Genomic DNA, 26,362 nt, shown 5'->3' on the forward strand with positions numbered 1-26,362 from the left:
TCCTCAGGCGGTCTTGCCGTTCGGGGCGGCCTTGGCGAAGAACAGGTCGGTGATGCTCTGGCTGTCCATGGGCTCGCCGTTGATGGCGCGGGTCAGCAGCTCGGCGCCCAGCAGTTGCACTGAGAACACCAGGTCGGGATTGACCCGCCGGATCTTCTCCAGGTGCTTGCTGGTGTTGACGAGCGCCACTGTCTTGGCGCCGCTCTCGCCGCATGCTTCTTTTGCGGCCAGCACGATGAACGCGTTCTCGGCATCGTCGTCGCGCAGCGCCAGCACGTAGCGCGCGCGCGTCACGCCCGCATTGTGCAGCACGTCCACGCTGGAAGGATCGCCTTCGATCAGGTCCGTGGCCGCCGGGTATTCCTGCGGCACGCCGGGAGGCACGATGACGGTGACTTCGTCGCCGCGGCGCCGCAGGCCGTCGTAGACGCTCATGGCGATGGGCGTCGCGCCGGCGATGATGATGTGATTTTTGCGCATGGCGGTGGAGAACCTGCCTTTGACCAGCCGTTTCAGATTGCCGCCGATCACCGGCCCGGCGATCGCGCTGATGGAGGTGGCGAAGATGGTGATGCCCAGGATGATAATCGACGCGGTGAACAGCCGCGCGGTGCCGCTGTGCGGGGTGATGTCGCCGTAGCCCACGGTGGACATGGACACGATGGAAAAATAGAGCGCGGTGGTGGCGTCCGTGATGGGCGGGTTGAATTCGTTGCCCAGGTAGAGCGTGCCGAAGACCGCGTAGATCAGCAGCGACAGCATGCTGACCAGGGCGAACAGCGAACCCGCCGTGACGCTGGCCCGGTCGAAGCGGCGCCAGTAGGCCACCAGTGCGATGACGAGCACCAGCGTATAGATCCCCAGGCCGGCGCGGCCGCCGTCGCCCATGATGGCGAAGGTGCCGACGCCAATCAGCAGCACCAGCGAAAACGCCCAGGCGATGCGGGCCTTGAGGATCAGCCCCAACGCAATGATCTGCAGCCCCACCCCCAGCACCAAACGCGGTATCTCCAGCAGGCCGACCACGCGCATGACCTCATGCCAGTTGTCGATGGCGAGCCAGAAACCGTATTCGCGTGCACGCACCTCGCGCAGCACGGGATGCATGAAGGCATAGCCGTCCAGCGCCACCAGGATGGCCAGGCACCAATTGGGCGGAAACAGCGCCAACAGTTTGCGCAGGCGGTGCTTGAGGGGAACGGGCAGTGTGGGCATGGGGTTTGGCGGGAACGGGTCCAGGTCCTTTGCCGGCATTGTAGGGGGCATGCCACCCTATATCAGATATGTATGGAAGGCTATCAACAAAGAATTACTGGAAACCTGTCCGAGGTCCTAAACTTCGTGCATCAAACGGCTATCCGCGAGGAACGCCGCTGATAAGGGCGGGACGCCCGCTGTTTTACGCAGCGGAAGAATCGCCTGGCGTTGATCACGTTGCAGCTTGTGCCGGGACTAGAGACCCGGCCCAGGTTCACGGTCTGACCGTACGTGAGCAGTATGAGGCACGAATGTTGGAATCGCGTGATCCAGGTAGTAGGCATCAGTGCCGGCTGATGACTCCAGGTTCACGTGTTGTTTTAGCGCGGCGTCTTAACCTTTCGAGGCAGCGCCGCGTTTTTTTCGCCCAGGCCCCTTGCGGGTCAGGCTTCAAGTCGACGCGTTCGCGTCAGCCGTTTCGCGGCGCCAGTCATCCTGGGCCTCCAGCCGGCTCTCTTCCCCCACCACCCGAAAATCCAGGTCCAGCGTGATATCCGCTGCGAACATGTAGCCCCAGCCATGCACGGCGCGGATCGGCAGCGTCATCTGGTTGGTCGTCGCCTTGCGCCGCAAGCGGCTGATCATGACGTCGACGAAGCGGCGCCGCGTGATGCCGTTGTCCGCCTCGTCCGCGCCGTCCGCGTAGAAAGCGTCGCGGCTGACCTTGCGGTCAGGGGCGTTCACCAGCCGTGACAGGAAGTCGCGCTCGCCGGTGGTCAGCCCCAGGGTCCGGCCCGTGGGGCTGATCAGGGTCCAGCCCTTGTTCGCCAGGCGCCAGGTCTCGTGCATGGGCTCGTCCGGCCCGTGTCCATCGGACGCCGTATCGGCGCCGTCCAGGCCGACCGCGCGGCGCACCAGCGCCTGCAGCGCCGCGGCCAGTTCCAGGCCCGACACGTCCGGCGGCAGGCAGGCGTCCGCGCCGCAGAGCAGCGTGCGGATGCGGCTTTCGGCGTCGGCGAAAGTGGCGATGGCGACGATGCCCAGGCCGCGGTCGATCGCGCGCAGCCGCACCGCGGCATTGTGGATGTCGGGCAGCGGCGCTTTCAGCACCACCAGCGGGCAGGGGCGGCGGGAGTATCTGTCGTAGACGTCGGCCAGGTCGTGGCAGCGACGGACGTTGAAACCCAGGTGGGCAAGGGCTTCGATGAGTCCGGCATGCCTGGCATCGTCGTGGCCCAGAAAGATGACATCCAGCGTGTTGTTCATTGATGCTTCCAATGAGGAAACGGGGCATGGCGGCTGTGCCTGATGCCTAGGCCTGGCGCTGCGAGTCATGCCCGTCTCCCTGTGCTGCGCGCCGGGGCGCGAGAGCGCCGGGCGGTGTTGTTCGGATGGGCGCGAGGCCGGGGGGATTGCCCCTGGTTTCGTGCTTTCGCCGATGGCCGCCCATGCTTCGATGCTGCTTGGAAGTCACGCCCGTGTTTCATTTAAACACGGGCGTGTTTTTTTGTGAAGATACGTATCTGTAGTTTCTGACAGTAACAGAAAGCGCGGGCGCAGCGCTATGGAAACGCTGGAAATTGTGGTCGGGTTCGGGAATTCGGTGTTAACGCATTATGTATCGCCGATACATTATTTTCCATTTTGAATACTCTAACCGCCATAAACTCGCGCAAGTTTTTGTTGGCGAGGCGCCGCCGTGCAGATCGCAGCCGCTGCGCGGAGATACCGGTGCGGCGGGGCAAGCCGATGATAGATATGATTTTTTTAGGGCGCATGGGCCCTTTGCAAAGCGTCTGGCGCGTGCGCCGGCAGATGGTTGGCGCGATTTACGGATTAGCCCCGCAATTGGGGTTTAATCCGTTTGTTTGGCGCCAGTGCCGGGATGTTTTAATCAAATAAATAAATTCTTATTAATGTCTCGGGTTGATCGAGTGGACACGTTTAGCCATCGTCTGCGCAACGCAAGAATGCTTCAGGGATGGACTCAAAAGGACTTGGCGGCCGCGAGCAACCTGTCGCAAAGCGCTATCGGCAACTACGAGAGCGGGCAGCGCCGGCGGCCGTCGAGCGATGCCCTGATCAAGCTGACCCGCGCGCTGTGCGTCCATCCCATGTGGCTCAGCACCGGCGAAGGGCCGATGTCGAATCCCGATGCCGGCGCCAGCCAGGCAGACGCGGAGCGCGTGGCGCTGCCCGCCGCCTGGCCGTTCGAAACCATCTCCTATGCCACCTATGCGCGCCTGAGTTCGCAGGAAAAGCGGCAGATCGAACAGGTGCTGGCCGCCTACATCAAGGCACGCGGCGAATAGACCCGAGGGGCTGCGCGGGCGCGCTGGCAGGACGCCGCCGGGAGCCGGCCGCGGGCGCCAAGGCATCGTCGTCGGTGCGCAGGCGGCTACGCAGGCGTTCCACGGGATCCGCAATCACGCTGTTGAGCAGGGCCGAGAATGCAATGGTGCTTGTGATCACCAGGGCCGAGAACAGCAGCGGCTGATCCAGGTGCGCTTCTTCAAGCATCCACTTGAAGAACATGATCACCAGCGAATGGCAGATGTAGATCGGGTAGCTCAGCTCGCCTATCGCCTTGTCCAGCCTGTGGCGCGACTGGAACAGGAAGGCCAGCGGCAACAGCGCCACGAACAGCAGCACGGCCAGGCCATCGCGCACGTTGTGGTTCATGGCGATCGAGAAGTGCAGCACACAGTAGGCCGCCAGCACGGCCGTGCCGATCTCGGGCAGGCGCTTGACGCGCTGCGTCCAAGCCTTGTAGCGCGGCAACAGCACCTGGTGCGACAGCGAACCGAGCAGGAACAGCGCCAGTTCCGTCGGAAAGAAGCGGTAGGTCCAGGGGTCGCTCAAGCCTATGCCGGTGGCGATAAGCACGCCGCGCAGCGCCAATGATGCAGCCAGCAAGGCCAGCAGCCGCCGCGGCGAATGCAGGATGAAGGGAGCGACCAGATAGAAGCTCATCTCCACGCCCAGCGTCCAGGCCTGCGGCACCAGCAAGCCTTCATAGAGCGGCACTTCGCTATGCGCGAAGCTGCCGGTGAACGCCAGCGCGGAATGCTCGATGCCGAAGAACATGAGCCAGTCCTGGCCCATGATGAAAATGTTGGAGAGCACCAGGAATAGCTCGGCACTGAAAGGCAGGGCATCGTAGATGCGGAAGAATGCGCCGCCGCTCATCACGTGCGCCGTAAGCGTCAACGCGGCGACCGCAAGATAGATCGGGAACAGGCGCAGAAAGCGGTTTGCATAGAACTTGCCCACCGCGCCTTGATAGTGATCGGTGGCGGTGAGCACATAGGAAATCAGAAAGCCCGAAATGACGTAGAACAGCTGTACCGCGAGGCGGCCGCCTACCAGGTGATCGGTGGCGCCTGCGCCCAAATGGTCCAGCACCACTGACAATGCCAACAAGGTTCTCAAAAAGCCCATCGCCGTGTCTCCCCGGATTGATCTTATTTTTGGCTCCCTTGAGGAGCCGGACACCTGCGCCTGCGGTCGTTGCGATCGGCGTCCGTACCCTTGCGTGCCGGCCTGGCCCGGATGGCGATCTGTACTGATTCTGCGCGTCGACATGCGCCGCCGCCATGGGGCGTTCGATGCAGCAAGGCCATGCAATTGGAGCGTGGCGCCAGCTCGCCGTGCTGCTTTTGGATACCGCTTATGGGCTGAGGACGCGCGTGCTAGGCCACAAGGCCGGTTACAGTCGGGGTATGTGAAATTGATGGAGTTCCGTACATGCCTAAGCTCTTGTCCACGCGCTGCCGCTTGCTTGGCCCGGCCCTGCTGGCCGCGGCCCTGGCCGGCTGCGCAGGAACGACCGGAGGCGCGCGCCCGCAAGGCGCCGCCGCGGCCAATGCCGCCAGCAGCGCGGATTCGCTGGCCCAGACCAGTTGGGAACTGGTGCGCTGGACGCAGGCGGGTGGCGCGCTGCGCGACATTCCGCACGGCGACAACGGCGAACCCGTGCGCCTGACGTTCCTGGCGCAGGGCAAGCAATACCGCGTCAACGGTTTTGCCGGCTGCAACCGCTACATGGGCACGTACAAGCTCGAAGGCGGCAAGCTCTACATCGATGCCCCGGCCGCCACGCGCATGGCCTGCCCCGCGCCTGAACGCGCCCGCCTGGAGGCGGACTATCTGCGCGGCCTGAGCGCCATTGACACGTTCACGTTGGACAACGGCGGGGCGCCGCGGCATCTGACCTTCAACCTGCGCGGCGGCGACGTGCTGGAATTCGTGCGCCGGCAAGATCCGCCCACGCCCTGACGTGGCCGGCGCAGCGCGTATCAAAGAGTGTTAAGCCGTGAAAAGCGGTGCCGGAGCCAGCCTACAATGGCGTGGTCCGGCCCGCCGCCACGCGCGGGCCTGGCATTCCTCGTTTTTCCGGGAGACTCTCATGCCCTTTGCCGCGTCCCTGCGCTGGCTTGCGCCTTGCCTGTTGTCCATTGGACTGGCCGCCTGCTCTTCACCGCCCCAGCGCGCCGCGGATGGACAGGATCCCCGCTTCCAGCCGGCCTCCGCCTTCGACATGCTGGCGCAGACCAGTTGGGACCTGGCGCGCTGGACCTTGCCGGGCGGCGGCTTGCGGCAGATCCCGCATCCGTCTTCCAATTCGCGTCCGCTCACGGCCAGCTTCATCCATGACCAGGGCTCGCCGCGTATCTCCGGTTTTTCCGGCTGCAACCAGTACAACGGTTCCTATACCGTCGCCAACGGTCTTCTGATCGTGCAGGGACGTCCGGTGTCGACCATGATGGCCTGCGCGCCGCAGAACATGAAACTGGAGCAGGACTTCCTGGCCGCGCTGACCAGCATCACCGCCACGTCGGTGGACAACGCCAATAATCCGCAGCGCATGACCTGGGTGCTCAGTTCGGGCGACAGGCTGGACTTCGGGCGTCGCACCGATCCCATCGCGGGCGGTCAGCAGGGGCCGACCAAACTGGTCTACGTGAACTCGGAACGGGTGCCCTGCACCGCTGGCGCGGGCCGCGCCATGTGCTACCAGGTGCGCGACGGCGCGGGCCAGCCCTGGCAGCTCTGGTACGGTGAAATCACGGGTTTCAACTTCCAGCCTGGCGTGCGCTACCGCTTGCGCGTGGTCGAGGTCCGCAACCCGAATCCGCCGGCCGACGCGTCGACGCTGAACTGGGTGCTGGACGCCGTGGTCGAGCAGGAAATCGTCAATCGTTGAGCGGGATCAAGTGGGGCGGCGGGCGGGGAAAACCGCCCAGCGTTTACTATTACGCCTTTCGCCGCCCGCTTTTTTCCGCTTTTCCATGACTGCCGTCGTCAATATCGCCGCTTACAAATTCGTTTCGCTGGATGCCCTGCCGGCGTTGCGCGCCCGCCTTCTGGATGAGGCCGGCGTGGCCGGGCTCAAGGGCACCATCCTGTTGGCCGAAGAGGGCATCAATCTGTTCCTGGCGGGGGCGGCGGACGGCATCGACGCCTTCCTGCGCACGCTGCGCGCCGATCCGCGCTTTGCCGATCTGGAAGTGAAGTTCAGCCACAGCGACACCGTGCCGTTCCGCAAGCTGCTGGTGAAGATCAAACGCGAGATCATTCGCATGGACCACCCGGCGATTCGCCCCGAGGCAGGCCGCGCGCCCGGCGTGGACGCGCGCACGCTGGCGCGCTGGCTGGAAGCCGGCGTGGACGACGCCGGACGGCCCGTGGTCATGCTGGACACGCGCAACGCCTTCGAGGTCGATGAAGGCACCTTCAAGAATGCCATCGACTGGCGCATCGAGCGCTTTACGCAGTTTCCCGCGGCGGTGCAGGCGCACCGGGCGGAATTCGAGGGCAAGACGGTGGTCAGCTTCTGCACCGGCGGAATCCGCTGCGAGAAGGCCGCCATCTACATGAACGAAGTCGGCATTCAGAACGTCTATCAGCTTGACGGCGGCATCCTCAAGTACTTCGAGGAAACCGGCGGCCCGGGCTATGACGGCAAGTGCTTCGTCTTCGACGAGCGCATTTCGCTGGATCCGGCGCTGGCGCCCAGCAAGGCGTAAACGCAGAACTCCAATGACAAAGAGCCCGCATCAGCGGGCTCTTTGCATTCAGCGCGGCGTTGCGGGTTCAGCGCACGCGCATGCCGGGCTTGGCGCCGGGGAACGGCTCCAGCACGTAGATGCCGGCGTCCACCGATTCATCCGCGTGGCTGGCGGCCAGCACCATGCCTTCGGACACGCCGAACTTCATCTTGCGCGGGGCCAGGTTGGCGACCAGCACGGTCAGCTTGCCGATCAGGTCTTCCGGCTTGTAGGCCGACTTGATGCCAGAGAACACGTTGCGGTGGCGGCCTTCGCCGGCATCCAGGGTCAGGCGCAGCAGCTTGGTCGAGCCTTCCACGTGTTCGCAGTTGACGATCTGCGCGATGCGCAGGTCGACGCGGGCGAAGTCGTCGATCGAGATGGTCTCGGCGATGGGCTCGCCGCCGGGCACCACCACGGGGGCGGCGGGCGGTTCGAACAGGTCTTCCAGCATTTGCGGTTCGACGCGCTGCATCAGGTGCTTGAACGGGGCGACGCGCTGCGGCAGCACGGCGGCGTCGGCCCAGGTGAACGGCGCCTGCGCGCCGAACAGTTCCAGGGCCACGCGTTCAGCCAGCTCGGGCAGCACCGGCGCCAGCATCACGGACAGCGCCTTGAAGCCCGCCAGCGAGCGCGAGCAGATGTCCTGCAGGGCGGCCTTCTGCGCGTCATCGGCCGTGGCGATGCCCTTGGCCAGGACCCAGGGCTGAGCCGTATCGAACGCCTGGTTGAGACGATCGGCGTAGGCCATGATTTCGCGGATGGCGCGGTTGTATTCGCGGGCTTCGAACGCGGCGCGGATGGACTCCGCCTGTTCGGCGTACTCCGCGGCCAGCGCCGAGGTGTCGCCCGAATAGCCGAGGACTCCATCGAAATGCTTGGTGATGAAGCTGGCGGCGCGGCTGGCGATGTTGACGTACTTGCCGATCAGGTCGCTGTTGACGCGGGCGATGAAGTCCTCGGGGTTGAAGTCCATGTCTTCGACCCGTGCGTTCAGCTTGGCGGCGATGTAGTAGCGCATCCATTCGGCGTTCATGCCGAGTTCCAGGTAGCGCAGCGGCGAAATGCCGGTGCCGCGGCTCTTGGACATCTTCTCGCCGCTGACGGTGATGAAGCCGTGTACGTTCACGGCATCCGGCGTCTTGCGGCCGGCGAACTTCAGCATCGCGGGCCAGAACAGCGCGTGGAAATACACGATGTCCTTGCCGATGAAATGGACCTGCTCGGTGGGGCCGGCCGGATCGAGCAGCTTGTCGAAGTCCAGGCCCTTGACCGCGCAATATGACTTCAGCGAGGCCAGGTAGCCCACGGGCGCGTCCAGCCAGACGTAGAAGTACTTGCCCGGCGCGTCCGGGATCTCGATGCCGAAATAGGGCGCGTCGCGGGAAATGTCCCAGTCGCCCAGTTTGGCCTCGCCATCGTCCGAGCCCAGCCACTCGCGCGTCTTGGCCAGCATTTCAGGCTGCAGGTGCTTGCCGCCGGCGGCGTTGGAGCCGGTGGTCCACTGCTGCAGGAATTCCACGCAGCGCGGATCGGACAGTTTGAAGAAGAAGTGGTCCGAGGACTTCAGCACCGGCGTGGCGCCGGTCAGCGCCGAATACGGGTTGATCAGTTCGGTGGGCGCGTAGACCGCGCCGCAGACCTCGCAGGAATCGCCATACTGGTCCTTGGCGTGGCACTTGGGGCATTCGCCCTTGATGTAACGGTCGGCCAGGAACATGCCCTTGACCGGATCGTAGAACTGCTCGATGGAGCGGGTTTCAATCAGGTCCTGGGCCTTCAACGCGCGATAGATGTCTTGCGACAGGGCGACGTTTTCGGCCGAATCGGTGGAATGCCAGTGGTCGAAGCGGATGTGAAAGCCGTTCAGGTACTGCGGGCGCTCGGCGGCGTAGCGTGCCACCAGGGCCTGCGGCGTGATGCCTTCCTTTTCCGCCTTCAGCATGATGGGCGCGCCGTGCGCGTCATCCGCACCCACGAAGTGCACCGTGTGGCCCGCCATTCGCATCGAACGAACCCAGATATCGGCCTGGATGTACTCCATGATGTGGCCGATGTGGAAAGATCCGTTGGCGTAGGGCAGCGCAGTGGTGACAAAAAGGGTGCGAGACATGGTTGTCTTTGGAGGTTGAGGGAAAAAGGGGGGTAGGCCGGCCATTTTAGGGCAAGCGCGGGGACTTGCCCGGCAACGCCCCATCAATGGCTCAACCCGCCCTTCGCGGCAGGCGAATCAGGCGGGTTGCGTAAGAATGCGGGAACCGGCGCGGATGCGGGGGGCGGCCATCCGCAGGCCGTCCGGCAAGTCAGCTGTGTGGGCGCATAGGCCCACGGCCCGCTTGCGCCGCGGGCGGCGCAAGCATGCTGAAAAGCCGCCGTCAGCGGATTTCGCGGGCTTCGACGTCGATCACGTCGCCGCGCGGCTGCGTGGCGAAGGGGGCGGTGGCGGACTGGAACGGTCCCGGGCGGGCGCCCTGGCGCTGGCTCCAATAGGCGCGTACGCCGAAAGGTTTGCCGCGCACCTTGGCGACCACGTACAGGATCGCCACGGCGATTGCCGTGGAAAGCATGAACACCAGCGCCATCGCCATGCCGATCAAGGCCAGGGCGGCGAATAGGACGGCACGAAAGAAGCGGATAAGTGTGTTGGTCATGAAGATCGGATGCAAAACGCAGCGAAAGGTTCCCGGGTATCCGCTATCCTTTAGGGGATGGCGGGCCGCAGAAGCCGCGCTGCCTACGGAACCATAGTGACATGAGTATAACGATAGAACAAATTCGCGCCGCGCTGCGCGCCGCGCAGGACCCGAATACTGGTATGGATTTGGGTGTTTCTGTAAAAGATCGTGACATCAAGCTGGAAGGCGGACGCGTTTCGCTGGCGCTGGAGCTGGGCTATCCCGCCGACGCCGCGCGCGCACAGGTCCGGGACATCGCCGTGGCGGCGCTGGCCGCCGCCGGCGTGGCCGATGCCCAGGTCGAGGTAACCTGGAAGGTCGCCGCCCACGCGGTGCAGAAGGGCCTGAAGCCGCTGTCCAATGTGCGCAACATTATTGCGGTGGCCTCCGGCAAGGGCGGCGTGGGCAAGAGCACCACGGCCGTCAACCTGGCCCTGGCCCTGGCGGCCGAAGGCGCCAAGGTGGGCGTGCTGGACGCGGACATCTACGGGCCCAGCGTGCCGACCATGCTGGGCATCTCGGGCCGCCCCGAAAGCCTGGACAACAAAAGCATGGAGCCGCTCACGGGGCACGGCCTGCAGGCCAACTCCATCGGCTTTCTGATCGACGCCGACTCACCCGCCATCTGGCGCGGCCCCATGGTGACGCAGGCGCTGGAACAGCTGCTGCGCCAGACCAACTGGCGCGACCTCGACTACCTGATCGTCGACATGCCCCCGGGCACGGGCGACGTGGCCTTGACGCTGGCACAGAAGGTGCCGGTGGTAGGCGCCGTCATCGTCACCACGCCGCAGGACGTGGCGCTGCTGGACGCGCGCAAGGGCTTGCGCATGTTCCAGAAGGTCGACGTGCCGATCCTGGGCGTGGTCGAGAACATGGCCATCCATATCTGCTCGCAATGCGGGCACGCCGAACATATCTTCGGCGAGGGCGGCGGCCAGCGCATGGCCGAGCAGTACCAGACCCCCTGGCTGGGCAGCCTGCCGCTGACCCTGGCGATCCGCGTGCAGACCGACGCCGGCTCGCCGACCGTGGTGTCGGATCCGGGCAGCGAAGCCGCGGCCCTGTACCGCGGCATTGCCCGCAAGCTGGCGGCTGGCGTGGCAGCGCTGCCACGCGACATGGCCGGGAAATTCCCGTCCATCGTCGTGCAGCAACCGACCTGACGCATGCGGTGGGCAGCACGCGCCTTCTTGGCGGGACTGGTGGTGATGACGGGCGAGGCATGGGCCAAGCGCCCGGAAATCATCGTGGACCCGGGCGGCGTGCCGCCGGCCGCCCTGCAGGCGATCACCGAGGCGGTCGATGCGATCGCGCGGCTGGCGGAAGATCAGGACGGCGGTGAAATCAACCGCTTGCGCCGGCGCGCGCGCGACGCGACGCTGGCGGCCCTGGCCACCCAGGGTTATTTCTCGCCCACGGTGAAGCTCGAGGCCGGCACCGACATCGGCGGAGAAACCTGGGACATCAGCATCGTCTCGGGCAAGCGCACCACGGTCACGTCCGTGGATCTTGATTTCACCGGCCGCATTACCCGGCCCGAGTTCGCCTCGCGGGTACAGAAGCTGCGCGACGATTGGCAGCTCAAGACGGGCCAGCCTTTCATCAATAGCGACTGGAACAAGGCGAAGTCGAGCCTGCTAGACGAAATATCTTCGCGCGACTTCATGCTGGCGCGCATGACCGCGTCGCAGGCGGAAATCGAGGCCGATACGGCCTCGGCCGCCTTGCGCGTCACGATAGACAGCGGCCCTCAGGTGCGCATGGGCGAACTCACCACCGAGGGCCTGAAACGGGTGCCCGAGAAGCTGGTCGAGCGCTATGTACGCTATTCGCCGGGCGCCGCCTATGACCAGAACAAGCTGGACACCTGGCAGCAGGATCTGCAATCCACCGCGTTCTTCCGCGGCGCGTTCGTGTCGCTCGAGCAGCCCGGCACGGCGCAACCGACGCCCGCGCCGAACGCGGACCGCGCGCGCGCGCCTGGTTCGACCGACCTGGCTGCCTCGACGCCTGCGGGCGATCCCGCCGTGTCCGGCGCCATGCCGCCGCCGCCGCCCGCCTATGACTCGAACGGCGAGGTGACTTTGCCGGTGCAGGTGCGGGTGGTGGAAGCGCCGCCCAAGCGCTTCACCGGGTCGATCGGCCTGGACGACGAGGCCGGCGTGCGGGTGGAGTCGCTGTACCGGCAGAACGTGGTCTTCGGCCAGCCGCTCACCATGGAGACGGGCTTCAGCGTGGACCGTCTGCAGCAGCGCGCCTACGCGGACTTCCTGTTGCCGCCGAACGAACGCGGCTACAAGGATTCCTTCGGTGTGCTGTACGACCACTCCGACATCCAGGGGCTGGACGTGACCCGCTACGCCCTGGGCGCGACGCGCCTGCAAGAGCGCAAGGGCGCGGGCAACAGCCGGGTGGAATACGAGACTCGCTGGGGCCTGCTGCTGGCGCAGGATCACGTGAAGATCGACGGCGGCGACCAATACACGCTGCCGACCTTGACCGCCACGGCCGAGTGGCTGCGCCGCGACGTGGACAACAAGTACGACCCGCGCGAAGGCAACCTGATCGCGGTCGGCGGCGGCGTGGGCGTGACGCTGGACACCGGCGAACCCTATACCCGCGCCCGGCTGCGGGCCCAGAAATGGTGGCCGATCGGCAAGCTGGACGTGCTGACCGTACGCGGCGAAGTCGGCCGGGTGTGGTCCAACAGCAAGGTGCGCGTACCGGACGATTTCGGTTTCCGCACGGGCGGCGCGCGTTCGATCCGCGGCTACAAGTATCAGAGCATCGGCGTGAAGCAAGATGATGCCGTGGTGGGCGCGCCCACGCTGCTGGTCGGCAGCATCGAGTACGACCACTATTTCAATGAGCGCTGGGGCATGGGCGTGTTCGTGGACGCCGGCGACGCCGCGGAATCGTTTGGCGATATGTCGATGGCGGTGGGCTACGGCGTCGGCGCGCGGGTGCGCACCCCGGCCGGCCCGCTATTCCTCGACTTGGCCTACGGCCAGCGCGACCGCGACCTGCGCCTGCATTTTTCCTTGGGGATCGCGTTTTGAAGGGCCTGCGCAAATTCCTGCGCCATGTGCTGGTGTGGTGGTTGCCTGGCCTGGCCATGCTGGCGGTGCTGGCGGGCGGCTTTCTGTTCTGGCTGGTCGGGTCGCAGAACGGCACGCGGCTGCTCCTGACCACGGCCGCCCAGCAATTGAACGGCCAGGCGCTGGACGTGAACGGTTCGCTGCTGCGCGGCGTGTCGGTGGGCAAGCTGGACCTCGACGCGGGCGGTACCCGCGTCGACATCACCGACCTGCATCTGGACGTGAACTGGCGCGCCCTGGGCGATCGCCTATTGCATGTGCGCGAGGTCTCGGCGGGTTCGGTGTACATCGGCCTGGCCTCGTCGGCAGAGACGGCGCCTGCGGAGGATGATGGCGAGCCGTTCTCGTTGCCTGAACTGCCGGTGGATATTGCCGTGGACCGGGTGGCGCTGGGCGACTTCCAGCTGGAGCAGGACGGCCAGCCGCTGCCCGTGACGCTGGGCAATCTGGACGCCACCTTCGCCGCAGGCAAGCAGGGCGCGCAACTGCGCATCGCCAGCCTGCACGTGGGCCATGAGGCCGCGCAGGCGGACATCTCCGGCCAGGCCGAACTGCAAGGCATGGCCGATCCCTGGCCGTTCGCCGCACGGCTGGACGTGACCGCGCGCGGAACCGGCCCCGATTCGCCGCTGTGCGAGGCCGATAAGCTGAGCAGCGTGTATGAACGTCAGGCGGGCGTCGCCAAAAAACCTGATCCCAAGGCCGGCGCCAAGGTCGATCCTAAAGCCGAGGGCAAGGCCGATCCCAAGCACGAAACCAAGGTCGCGCCCGCCGCGCCGTCCGAGCCGCCCCGGCCCGCCTGCCAGGTCGTGCTGCGCGCCGATGCCGCTGGTTCGCTGGATGGTATCCAGGCCAAGCTGGACGGCGAAGGGTCTGGCCTGCTGCTGGAGCTGACCGCCGACCTGGCGCCGCGCACGGCGCTGGTGCTGCGCAGCGCCAGGGCGCACGCGCAACTGCCCGACAAATCGACCCTGGCCGCGCAGCTCGATCTGCAATCCGATACCGCGCAGGGCGCGGGCCGCGAGCGCATCGCGGGCACGATCAGCGCCCAGCGCCTGGATCTGTCGCCCTGGCTGGGCAAGGACATTCCGCCTGCGTTGCTGACCGTGCGCGGCGAGGTGCGGGCCGACATCGAGAACCTGAGCCAGCTGCGCCATGCCGCGGTGGACCTGCGCTTCGAAGAGGGTACGCGCTGGAACAAGCAACCCTTGACCGGCGCGCTCAAGGCCCAGGTAGATATCGCGGCGGCCGATGCCGCGGCGGCCGGTGCCGCGGCAGCCCCGTCGACCGATACCGCCGCGGCCGGCGCAGCGCCTGTCGCTGCCGACGCCGATCCGCTCGCCGGGCTGCGCATCCATGGCCTGGACGTGGACCTGAAGCTGGGCCGCAACCGGATCCAGGCCAAGGGCGAGCTGGACGCCAAGGACGGCGCGTTGACCCTGGACGCCCAGGCGCCCCAGCTCGACGCGTTCTGGCCCGGCATCCCCGGCGGCGCGGAAGTGAAGGGCAAGCTGGCGGGTACGCTGGCCTCGCACCGCGGCGAGCTTGCCGCCGGCTACACGCCGCCCAAGCCGCGCCCGGGCGTTCTGGGCGAGGCTCCCGCCAAGGCCAACATCGCCTTTGCCGGTTCCTGGGGCAAGGGGCCGGCGGGCACGCCAGACGCGGCGCTGGCGGGTTGGCGCGGCACGTTCTCGCGGCTGACGGCCGAGACCGCCGGTTTCACCGTGTCCGCGGACCGGCCGGTTACGCTGGCCTTCCTGCCGTCTGCCGTGGAGCCGCAATGGCAATGGCAGGTGGGGCAGACGGCGTTGAGTCTGACCCTGCCCGGCAAGGAGCGCGTGGTGCTGGCGCACCGGGGTTCGCGGGGCGGCGGCAAGCGCTGGGAAACCGCGGGCCAGGCCGACAACCTGGTGATCACGGCCGCCATGGCGCGCCAGGTGATCGGCGCGGTCGATCCCGAAGCCGCGGCCAAGCTGGGCAAGCGGCCCGGCCGCGTCAACGCGATGGTGCCGGAGGGCCAGCGCCGCATCGCGCTGGACGTGCTGTGGGACCTGAAGTTCGACGGCCGGCTGGGTGGCAAGGCGCGCATCGCGCGCCGCGAGGGCGACCTGCTCATACCGGGCGATCCTCCGATCCCGCTGGGCTTGAAGGCGCTGGTGCTGGACCTGACTGCTACGCCGACGTCCGCCAATGCCAGCCGCCTGGACGCCAAGATCAACCTGGCGACCGACAAGATGGGCGTCATCAACGGCACCGGCACCGCCGTGCTGGCGGTGGATGCCAAGGGCGGCATGGCGCTGGACTCGCGCCAGCCGCTGCGTGCCAAGCTGGACGCCGACATCGCCGACCTGGCCTGGGTCAGCCTGTTCGTGGGCGACTCGATGGAGGTCGGCGGCTCGGTCAAGGCCAATCTGGAAGCCCAGGGCACCCTGGCTGGAAAATGGTCGGCCAACGGCAACATCCGCGGCGACAAGCTGCGCGTGGTGCGCATCGACGACGGTGTGCGGCTGATCGACGGCACCTTGTCCGCGCGCCTGGACGGCGACCGGGTGGTGCTGGACAGCCTGCGTTTCCCGGCCTCGCTGCGGGTGATGCCGGCCGAATGGCGCACCAAGGAATGGATCACCACCAACCCCGAGGCCAAGGGCGGCTACGCCGAGGCCAAGGGACAGTGGAATTTCATCGACGGCGGCGGCGACATCCGGCTGACCCTGTACCGCTTCCCGGCGCTGCAGCGCTCGGACCGCTACGCCATGGTGTCCGGCGTCATCGACCTGAAGGCGGCCATGCCGCGCATTGACATCGTGGGCGACCTGAAGGCGGACGCGGGCTGGTTCAGCCTGGAAATCCTGCAGGGCGTGCCTTCGCTGGACGACGACGTCAAGGTGCGCCGGCCGGGCGACGACCCCGGAACGGTCTCCACGCCGCTGCAGACCAGCATGAACCTGAAGTTCGACATGGGGCCGCGCTTCTACATCACCGGCATGGGATTGGACGCCGGCCTGCTGGGCTCCATCCAGATCCTGCTGCAGGACGGGCGCCTGACCGGCGTGGGCGCGCTGCGCACCCGTGGCGGCGGCATCGAGGCCTACGGCCAGAAGCTGCGCCTGAGCCGCGGCACGCTGACCTTCCAGGGGCGCCTGGACAACCCCTTGCTGGACATCGAGGCGCTGCGCACGGGCGAACAGGTCGAGGCGGGCGTCAAGGTGGTCGGCACCGCCCAGCGGCCGCGCATCGACCTGGTGTCCTATCCGGACGTCAGCGACGTGGAAAAACTGTCCTGGCTGCTGCTGGGCCGGGGCCCCGACGAAAGCGGCGGCGACGCCGCGCTGCTGATGTCGGTGGGTACGGCGCTGCTGGGCGGCGGACAGCCGTTCTACAAGCAGTTCGGCCTGGACGACGTCAGCATCAAGACGGGCAACATCGGTAGCTCGGGCAGCATCCTGCCGGACCGCACGGTGGCCGGCGACGTCAACCGGGACAGCGACAGCCAGCTGGCCACGCAATTCCTGGTGGCCAGCAAGACTTTCGCCAATGGCATCACGCTGAGCGTGGAGCAGGCGCTGGCGGGCAGCGACACCGTCGGCCGGGCCAGCTACCGGCTGGCGCGCGGCCTGTCGGTGGACCTGAAGGGCGGGGCGGTCAACGGCATCGCGCTGGTCTACCGGACCTTCTGGGGGAACTGAGGCAAAGCCGGGCGGGATCGCGCCGCCCGGCCCCTGCCGGCGGGGGGATCCGCACTCGGGATAAAATGGCGTCCATTCCATTCCCTAGCACCATTCCCACCATGAGCATCAAAAGCGACCGCTGGATCCGCCGCCAGGCCGAAGCCGGCATGATCGAACCCTTCGAAGCAGGGCAGGTCCGCACGGCCAATGGCGGGCGCATCGTCAGCTACGGCACCAGCAGCTACGGCTACGACGTGCGCTGCGCCGACGAATTCAAGATCTTCACGAACATCAATTCCACCATCGTCGATCCCAAGAACTTCGACGAAGGCTCGTTCGTGGATTTCAAGGGTGACGTCTGCATCATCCCTCCCAATTCGTTTGCGCTGGCCCGCACGGTCGAGTATTTCCGCATCCCGCGCAGCGTCCTGACGGTCTGCCTGGGCAAGAGCACGTACGCGCGCTGCGGCATCATCGTCAACGTCACGCCGCTGGAACCCGAATGGGAAGGCCACGTCACGCTGGAATTTTCGAACACCACGCCGCTGCCGGCCAAGATCTACGCGGGCGAAGGCTGCGCGCAGATGCTGTTCCTGGAAAGCGACGAGGTTTGCGAGACCTCCTACCGTGACCGCGGCGGCAAGTACCAGGGCCAGCGTGGCGTGACCCTGCCGCGCACCTGAAGCTTCAGTCCGCGCGCCGGGGCGCCGCGCGCAGGTAGTCGATATCCCATTCGCTTTCGCCGGTCTGCACGAACCCGTGCCGGCGGTAGAAGCGGTTCGAATCGCTGTCGCGCAGCGCGCCCAGGCGCACTGGCAGACCCTGGCGGTCCGCCTCCTGCAGAATCATCCGCATGACCTGGCCGCCCAGCCCCCCGCCCTGAAGAGCGGGACGGATGTACAGGTGATCCAGGCGCAAGCCGTCGCCCTCCGGGCGCAACGCGTAAAACCCTATCCGTTGGCCGTCCAGTTCGATGGACCAGGTATGTTCCGGCTGGAACGTGCTGCGCAGGCGCGAACGCGCGCGCTGGGGATCAAAGCGCCCCAGACGCTCAAGGCTTTCACGCATGGCTTCGATGCGCAACGCCAGCAGGTCCTCGAAATCGGCTTCCGAAACCGGCGCGTATTGCAGCTGCGGCGTGGCTATCTCGTCGTAGCCGCGGCCCAGGAACTGCAGGATGCAGATGCCGTGCCCGTAGGGATCGCTCAGGTGGGCGATGCGGCCCCAGTTATGCGAGACGGCCGGGTCTTCCAGGCGCGCGCCGGCGGCCACCGCCTGCTCGACCGCGCGGTCCGCGTCCTCCACCACGACGTCCAGGTGTACCGGCGTCCAGTGGCGCGCGTAGTCGCGCGGCTGGCGCGTGGCGCCGGCTGCGGGCGTGCCGGCGGCCTTTTCCAGCAGATAGATGGGCGCGTCCGCCCCTGCCATCTCGGCTGCTTTCGGCCCCAGCCGGCGTCGCAGCGTCAGGCCGAAAGCGCGGTGATAGAAGTCGATGGCGTGTTCGAGATCGGGCACGTCGATGTTGACCAGGATGCGCATGGGGATTTCGTCTGCTGGATAAGGGCGAAAAACATATCATGGCCGCCGCGCCCGGTGTTACTTGCCAATGCGCTAAAGAACATCGCCGCCGCGTCCGTAAAAGACAGTACATGTGTTTGCCGATTTGGCGACGTCATTTCCGCAAGCGTTAGAAAAGCCCCGATCCGTGCGTTACCCCCATATCCCCTGGCTGCCTCTGTTGTTCTATCCTGCGCTGCCGGTGGCCGCCGCGGTGGGGTTGCTGCTGTGGCGCGAATGGCCGCCGGCCCTGACGCAGATCGTGCCGTTCGTGCCCTGGGTGATGGCGCTGATCGGCGTCGCCGTGTGCCTGATGTACCAGCGCGCGCAACCCATGGTGCTGATGCTCAGCGTGCTGGCCGCCACCGCAGGCTGGCCCGCGCTGGCCAGCGAGGCGCCCTGGGCCGTCGGGCCGGCGCTGGCGTGGTGGTCGCTGGCCTACACCATCAACGCCCTGTGGTCCGAACGTTCCAGCATGCTGTTGGACCTGGCCGCCCGCATCGGCCTGATCGCCGCCGGCGCGGCCGCGATTGCGCTGACCGGCAAGGAAGGCGTGAGCGATCTGCTCGGCATGTTGTCCGTGCAGGGCAGGCTGGCGCACTTGAGCGTGCCGATCGAAGGAATGATTGCCTTGCTGGCCACCGGTCTGACGCTGACGCTGCTGCTCTTGCGCTATGGCCGTCCGCAGCAGGCGGGGCAGTGGCTGGGCTTCGTGTGCATGGCCTGGGCCTTGCCGCGCGGGGCGGAGCACCCTATCGAACTGGCGCTGATGTCCACCGCGGCGCTGACGGCGCTGTGCATTTCGCTGGCGCATGAAGGCTTCCACATGGCCTTTCGCGACGAGCTGACCGGCCTGCCGGGCCGGCGCGCGCTGAACGAGAGGCTGCAGCGCATGGGCCGCGTCTACACGCTGGCGATGGCCGATGTGGACAATTTCAAGGCCTTCAACGACACCCACGGCCACGACGTGGGCGATCAGGTGCTGCGCATGGTGGCGGCCCAGCTGCGGCGCGTGCCCGGCGGCGGCCAAGCCTACCGCTACGGCGGCGAGGAATTCACCCTGGTGTTTCCCGGCAAGACCGCGGCGGAAAGCATGCCGCATCTGGAAAGCGTCAGGCGCTCCATCGAGGCCTACCAGATGCGGCTGCGCGACAAGCCAGCGCGCCCCAAGGCTGACCAGATTGGCCTGCGCCGCCGCAGCGGGCGCGATGCGCGCAGTGCCCGGCCGTTGCGGGTCACGGTCAGCATAGGCGTGGCCGAGCGCAGCGACGCCCTGCGCGCGCCCGAGTCGGTGATCAAGGCGGCGGACCAGGCGCTCTACAAGGCCAAGGACGAGGGCCGCAATCAGGTGCGAGCCTACAGCACGCGGCGGCGGGCGGGCGCGGCCTGACGCGGCCCGGCCTGACGCGGCTCGGCCTGACGCGGCTCGGCCTGAGGCGGCCCCGCTACTTGCCGGCCAGCGGCAGCGCCATCAGCGCTTCATCGTAGAGTTCGCCGTTCACGCACAACGCTTCGCGCTCGCGCCCATACTCGGTGAAGCCCAGGCTGAGGTACAACGCGGTCGCGGCCAGATTGTTGGCGGTCACGCTCAGTTGCACCTGGCGGATGCCGCGCATGCCCTCGGCGTGGGCAATTGCCGCTTGCATCAGCTGCCGGGCCAGGCCCTGGCCGCGCTGCGCCGGCGCCACGTACATGCTCCAGATATGCGCCTTATGGCGCATCTTCAGTTTGCGCTGCCGGCCCACGCCGATGATGCCCGCCAGGGCCTCGCCGCAAAACGCGCCGAACATCGCGCTGTCGTCCGAAGGCTGAATCCAGCCGCGGATATCCTCCAATGTCAGCGTGTGTTCCTCTTCGTAACTCGATCCGAACGATTCAGGGGTTTCCACCAGGGCGTCCAGGCGCAATTGGCGCAACGGCGCGGCATCGGCGGGAACAAGGCGTCGGACAATGGCAGGAGGCATGGGCGGCAAGTGTTGGGAATAGGGAACGTTTGGCTGTGGTTTGGGCAGTATAGGGGGGCACGCTGCCTATAATGGTCCTAACGCCGCTTGCGGTTTTCACAAAGGAGCCAATGATGTTCGGTTTCCTCAAGATAAACCAGGACGCCAAGCGCGACGAAGTCCAGGAAGAGTTCGTGGCGCGTGTGGCGGATGCCGCGCAGGAATTTGTCCAGGCAGCCGGTTCTACCGGCGCCGTGCTGGACTACACACCGTCCAGCGTCCATGCGTTGGACGAAGCGCTGGAGGCCGCCCACGTCGGGACCCTGCCTCTCACCCCCATGCAGACTGTCGGCGCTGCCGCCTACCTCTACGAGGTGGGACGTCGCGCGCATGGCGGCCTGTACGAAGTGTGCGACGACGAGGACCCGGTGGTGCTGGTCTGCGGCGAACCCGGAACCGAGGTCTGCTTCGGCGCCATCGCCAAGGTCGAGCGGCGCATCCGCTACGGGTCCGCCGAGGCCATCCCGCCCTATTTCGAACAGTTCCTGACGGCCTTGCAGGCGGGCGAGGCGAGCACCATCCGCTAGCGTCGCGCAACGCTCCGGGCGCCGGTTTGCTCCCCGACGTGGCCCGGGTTTCTGTGCTGAAAGCGTCCGCTTTTGGCGCGATGACAACGGCCGTCCGGGCCTTTCCGGGATTTCCCTTAGGACTGTAAGAAAAACAGCCCTACAATTCGGCCATTCCCGCCGCCCTGGCGGGTGCTCGCGCCGTCTGTCATCAGGCGGATTTTTACTAGAAGTACACTCGCGCCGCGATAAGCGTCCGAACCCGCCTTGCCCCCAGGAGCGCCTGCATGAAATTCCGCTTCCCCATTTTCATCATCGACGAAGACTACCGTTCCGAGAACGCGTCCGGTCTGGGTATCCGCGCCCTGTCCGCGGCGATCGAGGCCGAGGGCGTCGAGGTGATCGGGGTGACCAGTTACGGCGACCTGAGTTCGTTCGCCCAGCAGCAGAGCCGGGCCAGCGCCTTCATCCTGTCGATCGACGACGAAGAGTTCGACGTGGATTCGCCCGAGGACGTGGCCAGCGCCATCAAGAACCTGCGCGCCTTCATCGGCGAGCTGCGCTTTCGCAACGCCGACATCCCCATCTACCTGTACGGCGAGACGCGCACTTCCGAGCACATCCCGAACGACATCCTGCGCGAGCTGCACGGCTTCATCCACATGTTCGAGGACACCCCCGAATTCGTGGCGCGCCACATCATCCGCGAAGCCCGCAGCTACGTCGACAGCCTGCCGCCGCCGTTCTTCCGCGAGCTGGTCAAGTACGCGCAGGACGGCTCGTACTCCTGGCACTGTCCGGGTCACTCCGGCGGCGTGGCGTTCCTGAAGAGCCCGGTGGGCCAGATGTTCCACCAGTTCTTCGGCGAGAACATGCTGCGCGCCGACGTCTGCAACGCCGTGGACGAACTGGGCCAGCTGCTGGACCATACCGGCCCGGTGGCCGAGTCGGAATTGAATGCCGCGCGCATCTTCCACGCCGACCACTGCTTCTTCGTGACCAACGGCACCTCCACCTCCAACAAGGTGGTGTGGCATGCCAACGTCGCCGCGGGCGACGTGGTGGTGGTGGACCGCAACTGCCACAAGTCGATCCTGCACGCCATCACGATGACGGGCGCGATCCCGGTGTTCCTGCGTCCCACGCGCAACCACCTCGGCATCATCGGCCCGATCCCGCTGGAAGAGTTCCACCCGGACAACATCCGCAAGAAGATCGAGGCCAACCCCTTCGCGCGCGAAGCGGTGAACAAGAATCCGCGCATCCTGACGCTGACGCAAAGCACGTATGACGGCGTCATCTATAACGTCGAAATGATCAAGAAGCAGCTCGGCAGCTATGTCGACACGCTGCACTTCGACGAAGCCTGGCTGCCGCATGCGTCGTTCCACGAGTACTACCAGGACATGCACGCCATCGGCGTGGACCGTCCGCGCAGCCAGGACGCGATGGTGTTCGCCACCCACTCCACGCACAAGCTGCTGGCCGGCATCTCGCAGGCCTCGCAGATCATCGTGCAGGAGTCCGAGACCCGCAAGCTGGACCGCAACGTCTTCAACGAAGCCTACCTGATGCACACGTCCACCTCGCCCCAGTACGCGATCATCGCGTCCTGCGACGTGGCCGCCGCCATGATGGAACCGCCCGGAGGCACCGCACTGGTCGAGGAAAGCATCCGCGAAGCCCTGGACTTCCGCCGCGCCATGCGCAAGGTGGAATCCGAGTTCGGCAAGAACGACTGGTGGTTCAAGGTCTGGGGCCCCAACCGCCTGGTGTCCGAAGGCATCGGCAACCGCGACGAATGGATCCTGGAATCCAACGACCACTGGCATGGTTTCGGCGAAATGGCCGAAGGCTTCAACATGCTGGACCCGATCAAGGCCACCATCATCACCCCGGGCCTGGACATGTCGGGCAGCTTCGGCGAAACCGGCATCCCGGCCGCGCTGGTGTCCAAGTACCTGACCGAGCACGGCGTGGTGGTCGAGAAGACCGGCCTGTATTCGTTCTTCATCCTGTTCACCATCGGCATCACCAAGGGCCGCTGGAACACGCTGCTGACCGCCTTGCAGCAGTTCAAGGACGACTACGACCGCAACCAGCCGCTGTGGCGCATCCTGCCGGAATTCTGCCGCGACCATCGCCGCTACGAGCGCATGGGCCTGCGCGATCTGTGCCAGGAGATCCACGAGGCCTACCGCGCGCGTGACGTGGCCCGCCTGACCACCGAGATGTACCTGAGCGACATGGTGCCGGCATTGAAGCCGTCGGACGCCTTTGCCCGCATGGCGCACCGCGAGGTCGAGCGCGTCGACATCGACAAGCTGGAAGGCCGCGTCACCGGCGTGCTGCTGACGCCTTATCCTCCGGGCATCCCGCTCTTGATCCCGGGCGAACGCTTCAATCGCACCATCGTCCAGTACCTGCAGTTCGCGCGCGAGTTCAACCAGCGCTTCCCGGGCTTCGAAACCTACATCCACGGCCTGGCCGACGAAGTGGGTCCGGACGGCGAAAAGCGTTACTACGTCGACTGCCTGATCGAAGACTGATGTTCGATGTAGCAGTACTGGGCGCCGGCGCCGCGGGCATGATGTGTGCCGCGGTCGCCGGCCAGCGCGGCTTGCGCGTGGTGCTGGTCGACCACGCCGAGCGCCTGGCGGAGAAAATCCGCATTTCCGGCGGCGGCCGCTGCAATTTCACCAATATCGGCGCCGGTCCCGCCAACTTCCTTTCCGAAAACCCGCATTTCTGCCGGTCGGCCCTGTCGGGCTACGCGCCGCAGGACTTCCTGGCGCTGATGAAGCGCCATCACATCGCCTGGCACGAGAAACATCGCGGCCAGCTGTTCTGCGACGATTCCAGCGAATCCGTCATCGAGATGTTGCGCGCCGAATGCGATGCGGGCAGGGTGCAGTGGCGCATGGGATGTTCGGTGGCCGAGATCGCCCATGGCGAACAGGGTTACGAGTTGCGTACCAGCCAGGGCCCGATCCGGGCCGCGAAACTGGTGGTGGCCACCGGCGGCATGGCCATTCCCCAGTTGGGCGCCACCGATTTCGGCCTGAAGATCGCGCGGCAGTTCGGCCTGAAAGTGGTGGAGCCGCGGCCCGCCCTGGTGCCGTTGACCTTCGATGCCGAACAGTGGCGGTCCTTGTCTGAATTGTCCGGTGTGGCGCTGGAGGTCAATCTGAGCACGGGACAGGGCAAAGCCCGCGGTGAATTCCTCGAGGATCTGTTGTTCACCCATCGAGGCCTGTCCGGCCCGGCCATCCTGCAGATCTCCAGCTACTGGAAACCCGGCGAGCCCATCGTGATCGATCTGGCGCCCGGCCGCGACCTGGCCGAGGAGCTGCTGGCATCGAAGTCGGGCAACCGGCAACAGCTGCATACGGTGCTGGCGGGCCTCTGGCCCAAGCGCCTGGCCGACCGCTGGCTGCACCTGGCGGAGCAGGGCGGCAAACCCGGCCTGGCGGCGCTACGCCTGGCGGACGCGCCGGACAAGACCCTGCGCGCCTTGGCCCAGGACATCCATCAATGGACCTTGGTGCCTAGCGGCACGGCCGGCTACAAAAAGGCCGAAGTGATGCGCGGCGGCGTGGACACGCGCGGCCTGGACCAGAAGTCCATGCAGGCCAAGACCGCCGCCGGCCTCTATTTCATCGGCGAGGCCGTGGACGTGACGGGCTGGCTGGGCGGCTACAACTTCCAGTGGGCCTGGGCCTCCGGTGTCGCCTGCGGCAAGGCGCTCTAGTTTTTCCGACGGGGCAGGGCGCCGATAGGCCGGCGCTATGGCAGGAATTGGAAGCCTGTCGTTGTGATATTAAATAAAAATACTTATCATTTATGTTTCTGATAATGATCCAAACCCTGAACAGGGGGCGGATTCCACGGAGACATGCATGGCCTACACCCTTCCGCCCCTGCCTTACGCCTACGACGCCCTGGAGCCTCACATCGACGCGATGACGATGGAGATCCACTACAGCAAGCACCATCAGACCTACGTCAACAGCCTGAACGCGGCGCTGGAGGGCGCGGGCATCGCCACTGACGAGCCGGTTGAATCCCTGGTGGCGCGGCTGGAGCAATTGCCCGAAGCCGTCCGCGGCGCGGTGCGCAACCATGGCGGCGGCCATGCGAACCACAGCCTGTTCTGGGCGGTCATGTCGCCCGAGGGCGGAGGCGAGCCGGATGGCGCCCTGGCGGCGGCCATCGAAGCCGAGCTTGGCGGCCTGGCCGCTTTCCGCGACGCTTTCACCAAGGCCGCGCTGACCCGTTTCGGCAGCGGTTGGGCCTGGCTCTCGGTCACGCCGGCCGGCAAGCTCACGGTGGAAAGCAGCGCCAACCAGGACAGCCCCCTGATGCAGGGCAATACGCCCATCCTGGGGCTGGACGTGTGGGAACACGCCTACTACCTGAAGTACCAGAACCGCCGGCCCGAGTACATCGGCGCCTTTTACAATGTCGTGAACTGGCCTGAAGTGGCGCGCCGCTACGCGGCGGCCCAGCGCTAAGCGCATTCCTGGCAAGGAGGGCAGCGGCACATGAATACTTTCAGCCGTCATCGCGTGCGGCCGGCGGCCACCAGCATCAGCGTGTGGACCCTGGCCGTATTGGTGGCCTGCCTGGGCCTGCACCAGCTGTGGGCCTATCTGGACGTGCGCGCGCCGCACGTCGCCGACGCCCTGCTGGGCGGTCTGGTGGCCGCCGCCGCCACGGCGCTGGGCACCCTGCCCATCCTGTTCGCCCGCAGCATTCCGCAAAAAGTGCAGGACAGCATGTTCGGTTTCGGCGCCGGCGTGATGCTGGCGGCCAGCGCTTTTTCGCTGGTGGCGCCCGGTATCGCGGCGGGTCGCGACCTGGGCTATGGCCCTTGGGGCGCCGGGCTGACGGTGGGCGCCGCCCTGCTGCTGGGGGCGGCGGTGCTGCTGCTCATGGACCGCACGCTGCCGCATGAGCATTTCATCAAGGGCAGGGAAGGCATCGAGGCGCATCGTCTGCGCCGCACCTGGCTGTTCGTTTTCGCCATTACCTTGCACAACCTGCCCGAGGGCCTGGCGATAGGCGTGGGCTATGCGGGCAACGACGCCATGCGCGGCACCGCGCTGGCCACCGGCATCGCGATCCAGGACATTCCCGAAGGCCTGGTGGTGGCCGTGGCGCTGCTGGCTGCGGGCTACCAGCGCGCGTTCGCCGTGGCGCTGGGCATGCTGTCCGGGCTGGTCGAACCGCTGGGGGCAGTATTGGGCGCCGCCGTGGTCGGCTGGTCCGAGCCGCTCTTGCCCTGGGGCCTGGGCTTCGCCGCCGGCGCCATGCTGTTCGTGATCAGCCACGAGATCATCCCGGAATCGCACCGCAAGGGGCATGAGGTCTACGCGACCTGCGGCCTGATGCTGGGCTTCGTGCTGATGATGCTGCTGGATACGGCGCTGGGTTGAGGCCCGCGCGGGCATTCCCTGGCCGCGGCTTTCGTTGTATGCTTGCGCCGCTGTCACGCATGTTGCGGGAGAGAGCGGCCTGTACGTCCGGCCGCCGCCGAAGGCGCAATTCGCCCGGAATCGCTCAGGTAACCCATACCGCCCATGCTTGCCCCGTCCCGGTTTTC

Annotated in this window: 21 protein-coding genes and 1 riboswitch; of the genes, 14 read left to right on the forward strand and 7 right to left on the reverse strand. The window is 66.3% G+C overall.

Features of this window, described 5'->3' with window-relative positions:
- Nucleotides 1-3: 3 nt before the first annotated feature.
- Together kch and AC6LKD_RS13005 are read right to left on the reverse strand one after the other, a co-directional pair.
- Nucleotides 4-1,215, reverse strand: a complete 1,212-nt coding sequence (gene kch, locus AC6LKD_RS13000) for a voltage-gated potassium channel protein (protein ID WP_041654366.1) — start codon at nucleotides 1,213-1,215, stop codon at nucleotides 4-6.
- Nucleotides 1,216-1,647: 432 nt separating this feature from the next.
- Nucleotides 1,648-2,463 (reverse strand): winged helix-turn-helix domain-containing protein, encoded by an 816-nt coding sequence (locus AC6LKD_RS13005; protein WP_498116483.1) that lies wholly within the window; start codon nucleotides 2,461-2,463, stop codon nucleotides 1,648-1,650.
- Nucleotides 2,464-3,113: 650 nt separating this feature from the next.
- Between AC6LKD_RS13005 and AC6LKD_RS13010 the strand changes: the two genes are divergently transcribed.
- Complete coding sequence (locus AC6LKD_RS13010; RefSeq protein WP_080551105.1) at nucleotides 3,114-3,509, forward strand: helix-turn-helix domain-containing protein; 396 nt, start codon at nucleotides 3,114-3,116, stop codon at nucleotides 3,507-3,509.
- Here the strand turns inward: AC6LKD_RS13010 and AC6LKD_RS13015 are convergent.
- A complete protein-coding gene (locus AC6LKD_RS13015) occupies nucleotides 3,490-4,620 on the reverse strand; it encodes an acyltransferase family protein (RefSeq protein ID WP_498116484.1) in 1,131 nt (376 codons plus the stop codon). The genes AC6LKD_RS13010 and AC6LKD_RS13015 overlap by 20 nt on opposite strands.
- Before the next feature lie 324 nt (nucleotides 4,621-4,944).
- Between AC6LKD_RS13015 and AC6LKD_RS13020 the strand changes: the two genes are divergently transcribed.
- The 3 genes from AC6LKD_RS13020 to AC6LKD_RS13030 all read left to right on the forward strand — a co-directional run bounded on the left by AC6LKD_RS13020 (nucleotide 4,945) and on the right by AC6LKD_RS13030 (nucleotide 7,226).
- On the forward strand, nucleotides 4,945-5,475 hold the full coding sequence (locus tag AC6LKD_RS13020) for an META domain-containing protein (RefSeq protein WP_013396251.1): 531 nt from the start codon (nucleotides 4,945-4,947) through the stop codon (nucleotides 5,473-5,475).
- A 130-nt stretch (nucleotides 5,476-5,605) separates the two neighbouring features.
- The gene (locus AC6LKD_RS13025; RefSeq protein ID WP_492274265.1) at nucleotides 5,606-6,403 is read left to right on the forward strand and encodes an META and DUF4377 domain-containing protein; all 798 of its coding nucleotides are present in this window, start codon (nucleotides 5,606-5,608) and stop codon (nucleotides 6,401-6,403) included.
- A gap of 85 nt (nucleotides 6,404-6,488) precedes the next feature.
- Complete coding sequence (locus tag AC6LKD_RS13030) at nucleotides 6,489-7,226, forward strand: sulfurtransferase (protein ID WP_013396249.1); 738 nt, start codon at nucleotides 6,489-6,491, stop codon at nucleotides 7,224-7,226.
- A gap of 67 nt (nucleotides 7,227-7,293) precedes the next feature.
- On the opposite strand, the gene metG is transcribed toward AC6LKD_RS13030, so the two are convergent.
- A complete protein-coding gene (gene metG, locus AC6LKD_RS13035) occupies nucleotides 7,294-9,360 on the reverse strand; it encodes a methionine--tRNA ligase (RefSeq protein WP_013396248.1) in 2,067 nt (688 codons plus the stop codon).
- 262 nt (nucleotides 9,361-9,622) lie between these two features.
- Nucleotides 9,623-9,898: a hypothetical protein gene (locus AC6LKD_RS13040; protein WP_006226181.1), complete on the reverse strand. Its 276-nt coding sequence runs from the start codon at nucleotides 9,896-9,898 to the stop codon at nucleotides 9,623-9,625.
- Between the two features lie 101 nt (nucleotides 9,899-9,999).
- Here AC6LKD_RS13040 and apbC point away from each other — a divergent pair, with 101 nt between their 5' ends.
- The 4 genes from apbC (at nucleotide 10,000) to dcd (ending at nucleotide 17,374) form a co-directional block, all read left to right on the forward strand.
- A complete protein-coding gene (gene apbC, locus AC6LKD_RS13045) occupies nucleotides 10,000-11,088 on the forward strand; it encodes an iron-sulfur cluster carrier protein ApbC (RefSeq protein ID WP_013396246.1) in 1,089 nt (362 codons plus the stop codon).
- Nucleotides 11,089-11,091: 3 nt separating this feature from the next.
- Complete coding sequence (locus tag AC6LKD_RS13050; RefSeq protein WP_041654364.1) at nucleotides 11,092-12,984, forward strand: autotransporter assembly complex protein TamA; 1,893 nt, start codon at nucleotides 11,092-11,094, stop codon at nucleotides 12,982-12,984.
- Nucleotides 12,981-16,709 (forward strand): translocation/assembly module TamB domain-containing protein, encoded by a 3,729-nt coding sequence (locus AC6LKD_RS13055; protein ID WP_498116485.1) that lies wholly within the window; start codon nucleotides 12,981-12,983, stop codon nucleotides 16,707-16,709. Before AC6LKD_RS13050 ends, AC6LKD_RS13055 begins: the two co-directional genes overlap by 4 nt.
- A 101-nt stretch (nucleotides 16,710-16,810) precedes the next feature.
- Nucleotides 16,811-17,374, forward strand: a complete 564-nt coding sequence (dcd, locus tag AC6LKD_RS13060) for a dCTP deaminase (protein WP_041654363.1) — start codon at nucleotides 16,811-16,813, stop codon at nucleotides 17,372-17,374.
- Between the two features lie 4 nt (nucleotides 17,375-17,378).
- Here dcd and AC6LKD_RS13065 read toward each other — a convergent pair whose 3' ends face one another.
- Complete coding sequence (locus AC6LKD_RS13065; protein WP_498116486.1) at nucleotides 17,379-18,230, reverse strand: GNAT family N-acetyltransferase; 852 nt, start codon at nucleotides 18,228-18,230, stop codon at nucleotides 17,379-17,381.
- Nucleotides 18,231-18,396: 166 nt separating this feature from the next.
- On the opposite strand from AC6LKD_RS13065, the gene AC6LKD_RS13070 reads away from it, so the two are divergent.
- A complete protein-coding gene (locus tag AC6LKD_RS13070; RefSeq protein WP_498116487.1) occupies nucleotides 18,397-19,638 on the forward strand; it encodes a GGDEF domain-containing protein in 1,242 nt (413 codons plus the stop codon).
- Nucleotides 19,639-19,693: 55 nt separating this feature from the next.
- Here the strand turns inward: AC6LKD_RS13070 and AC6LKD_RS13075 are convergent, their stop codons facing one another.
- Complete coding sequence (locus AC6LKD_RS13075; RefSeq protein WP_013396240.1) at nucleotides 19,694-20,212, reverse strand: GNAT family N-acetyltransferase; 519 nt, start codon at nucleotides 20,210-20,212, stop codon at nucleotides 19,694-19,696.
- Between the two features lie 113 nt (nucleotides 20,213-20,325).
- On the opposite strand from AC6LKD_RS13075, the gene AC6LKD_RS13080 reads away from it, so the two are divergent.
- The 5 genes from AC6LKD_RS13080 (at nucleotide 20,326) to AC6LKD_RS13100 (ending at nucleotide 26,195) form a co-directional block, all read left to right on the forward strand.
- Nucleotides 20,326-20,778 (forward strand): hypothetical protein, encoded by a 453-nt coding sequence (locus AC6LKD_RS13080; RefSeq protein ID WP_013396239.1) that lies wholly within the window; start codon nucleotides 20,326-20,328, stop codon nucleotides 20,776-20,778.
- Nucleotides 20,779-21,044: 266 nt separating this feature from the next.
- Nucleotides 21,045-23,306 carry an arginine/lysine/ornithine decarboxylase gene (locus tag AC6LKD_RS13085; protein WP_013396238.1) on the forward strand — a complete coding sequence of 754 codons (2,262 nt, stop codon included), beginning with the start codon at nucleotides 21,045-21,047 and terminating at the stop codon, nucleotides 23,304-23,306.
- The gene (locus AC6LKD_RS13090) at nucleotides 23,306-24,508 is read left to right on the forward strand and encodes a BaiN/RdsA family NAD(P)/FAD-dependent oxidoreductase (protein WP_498116488.1); all 1,203 of its coding nucleotides are present in this window, start codon (nucleotides 23,306-23,308) and stop codon (nucleotides 24,506-24,508) included. The genes AC6LKD_RS13085 and AC6LKD_RS13090 overlap by 1 nt, the downstream gene beginning before the upstream one ends.
- A gap of 148 nt (nucleotides 24,509-24,656) precedes the next feature.
- The gene (locus AC6LKD_RS13095; protein ID WP_492274271.1) at nucleotides 24,657-25,271 is read left to right on the forward strand and encodes a superoxide dismutase; all 615 of its coding nucleotides are present in this window, start codon (nucleotides 24,657-24,659) and stop codon (nucleotides 25,269-25,271) included.
- 30 nt (nucleotides 25,272-25,301) lie between these two features.
- A complete protein-coding gene (locus tag AC6LKD_RS13100) occupies nucleotides 25,302-26,195 on the forward strand; it encodes a ZIP family metal transporter (RefSeq protein ID WP_013396235.1) in 894 nt (297 codons plus the stop codon).
- A 55-nt stretch (nucleotides 26,196-26,250) separates the two neighbouring features.
- Nucleotides 26,251-26,346, forward strand: a riboswitch (glycine riboswitch).
- Nucleotides 26,347-26,362: the final 16 nt, after the last annotated feature.

The sequence above is a fragment of the Achromobacter sp. D7-1 genome (genome assembly GCF_059760445.1).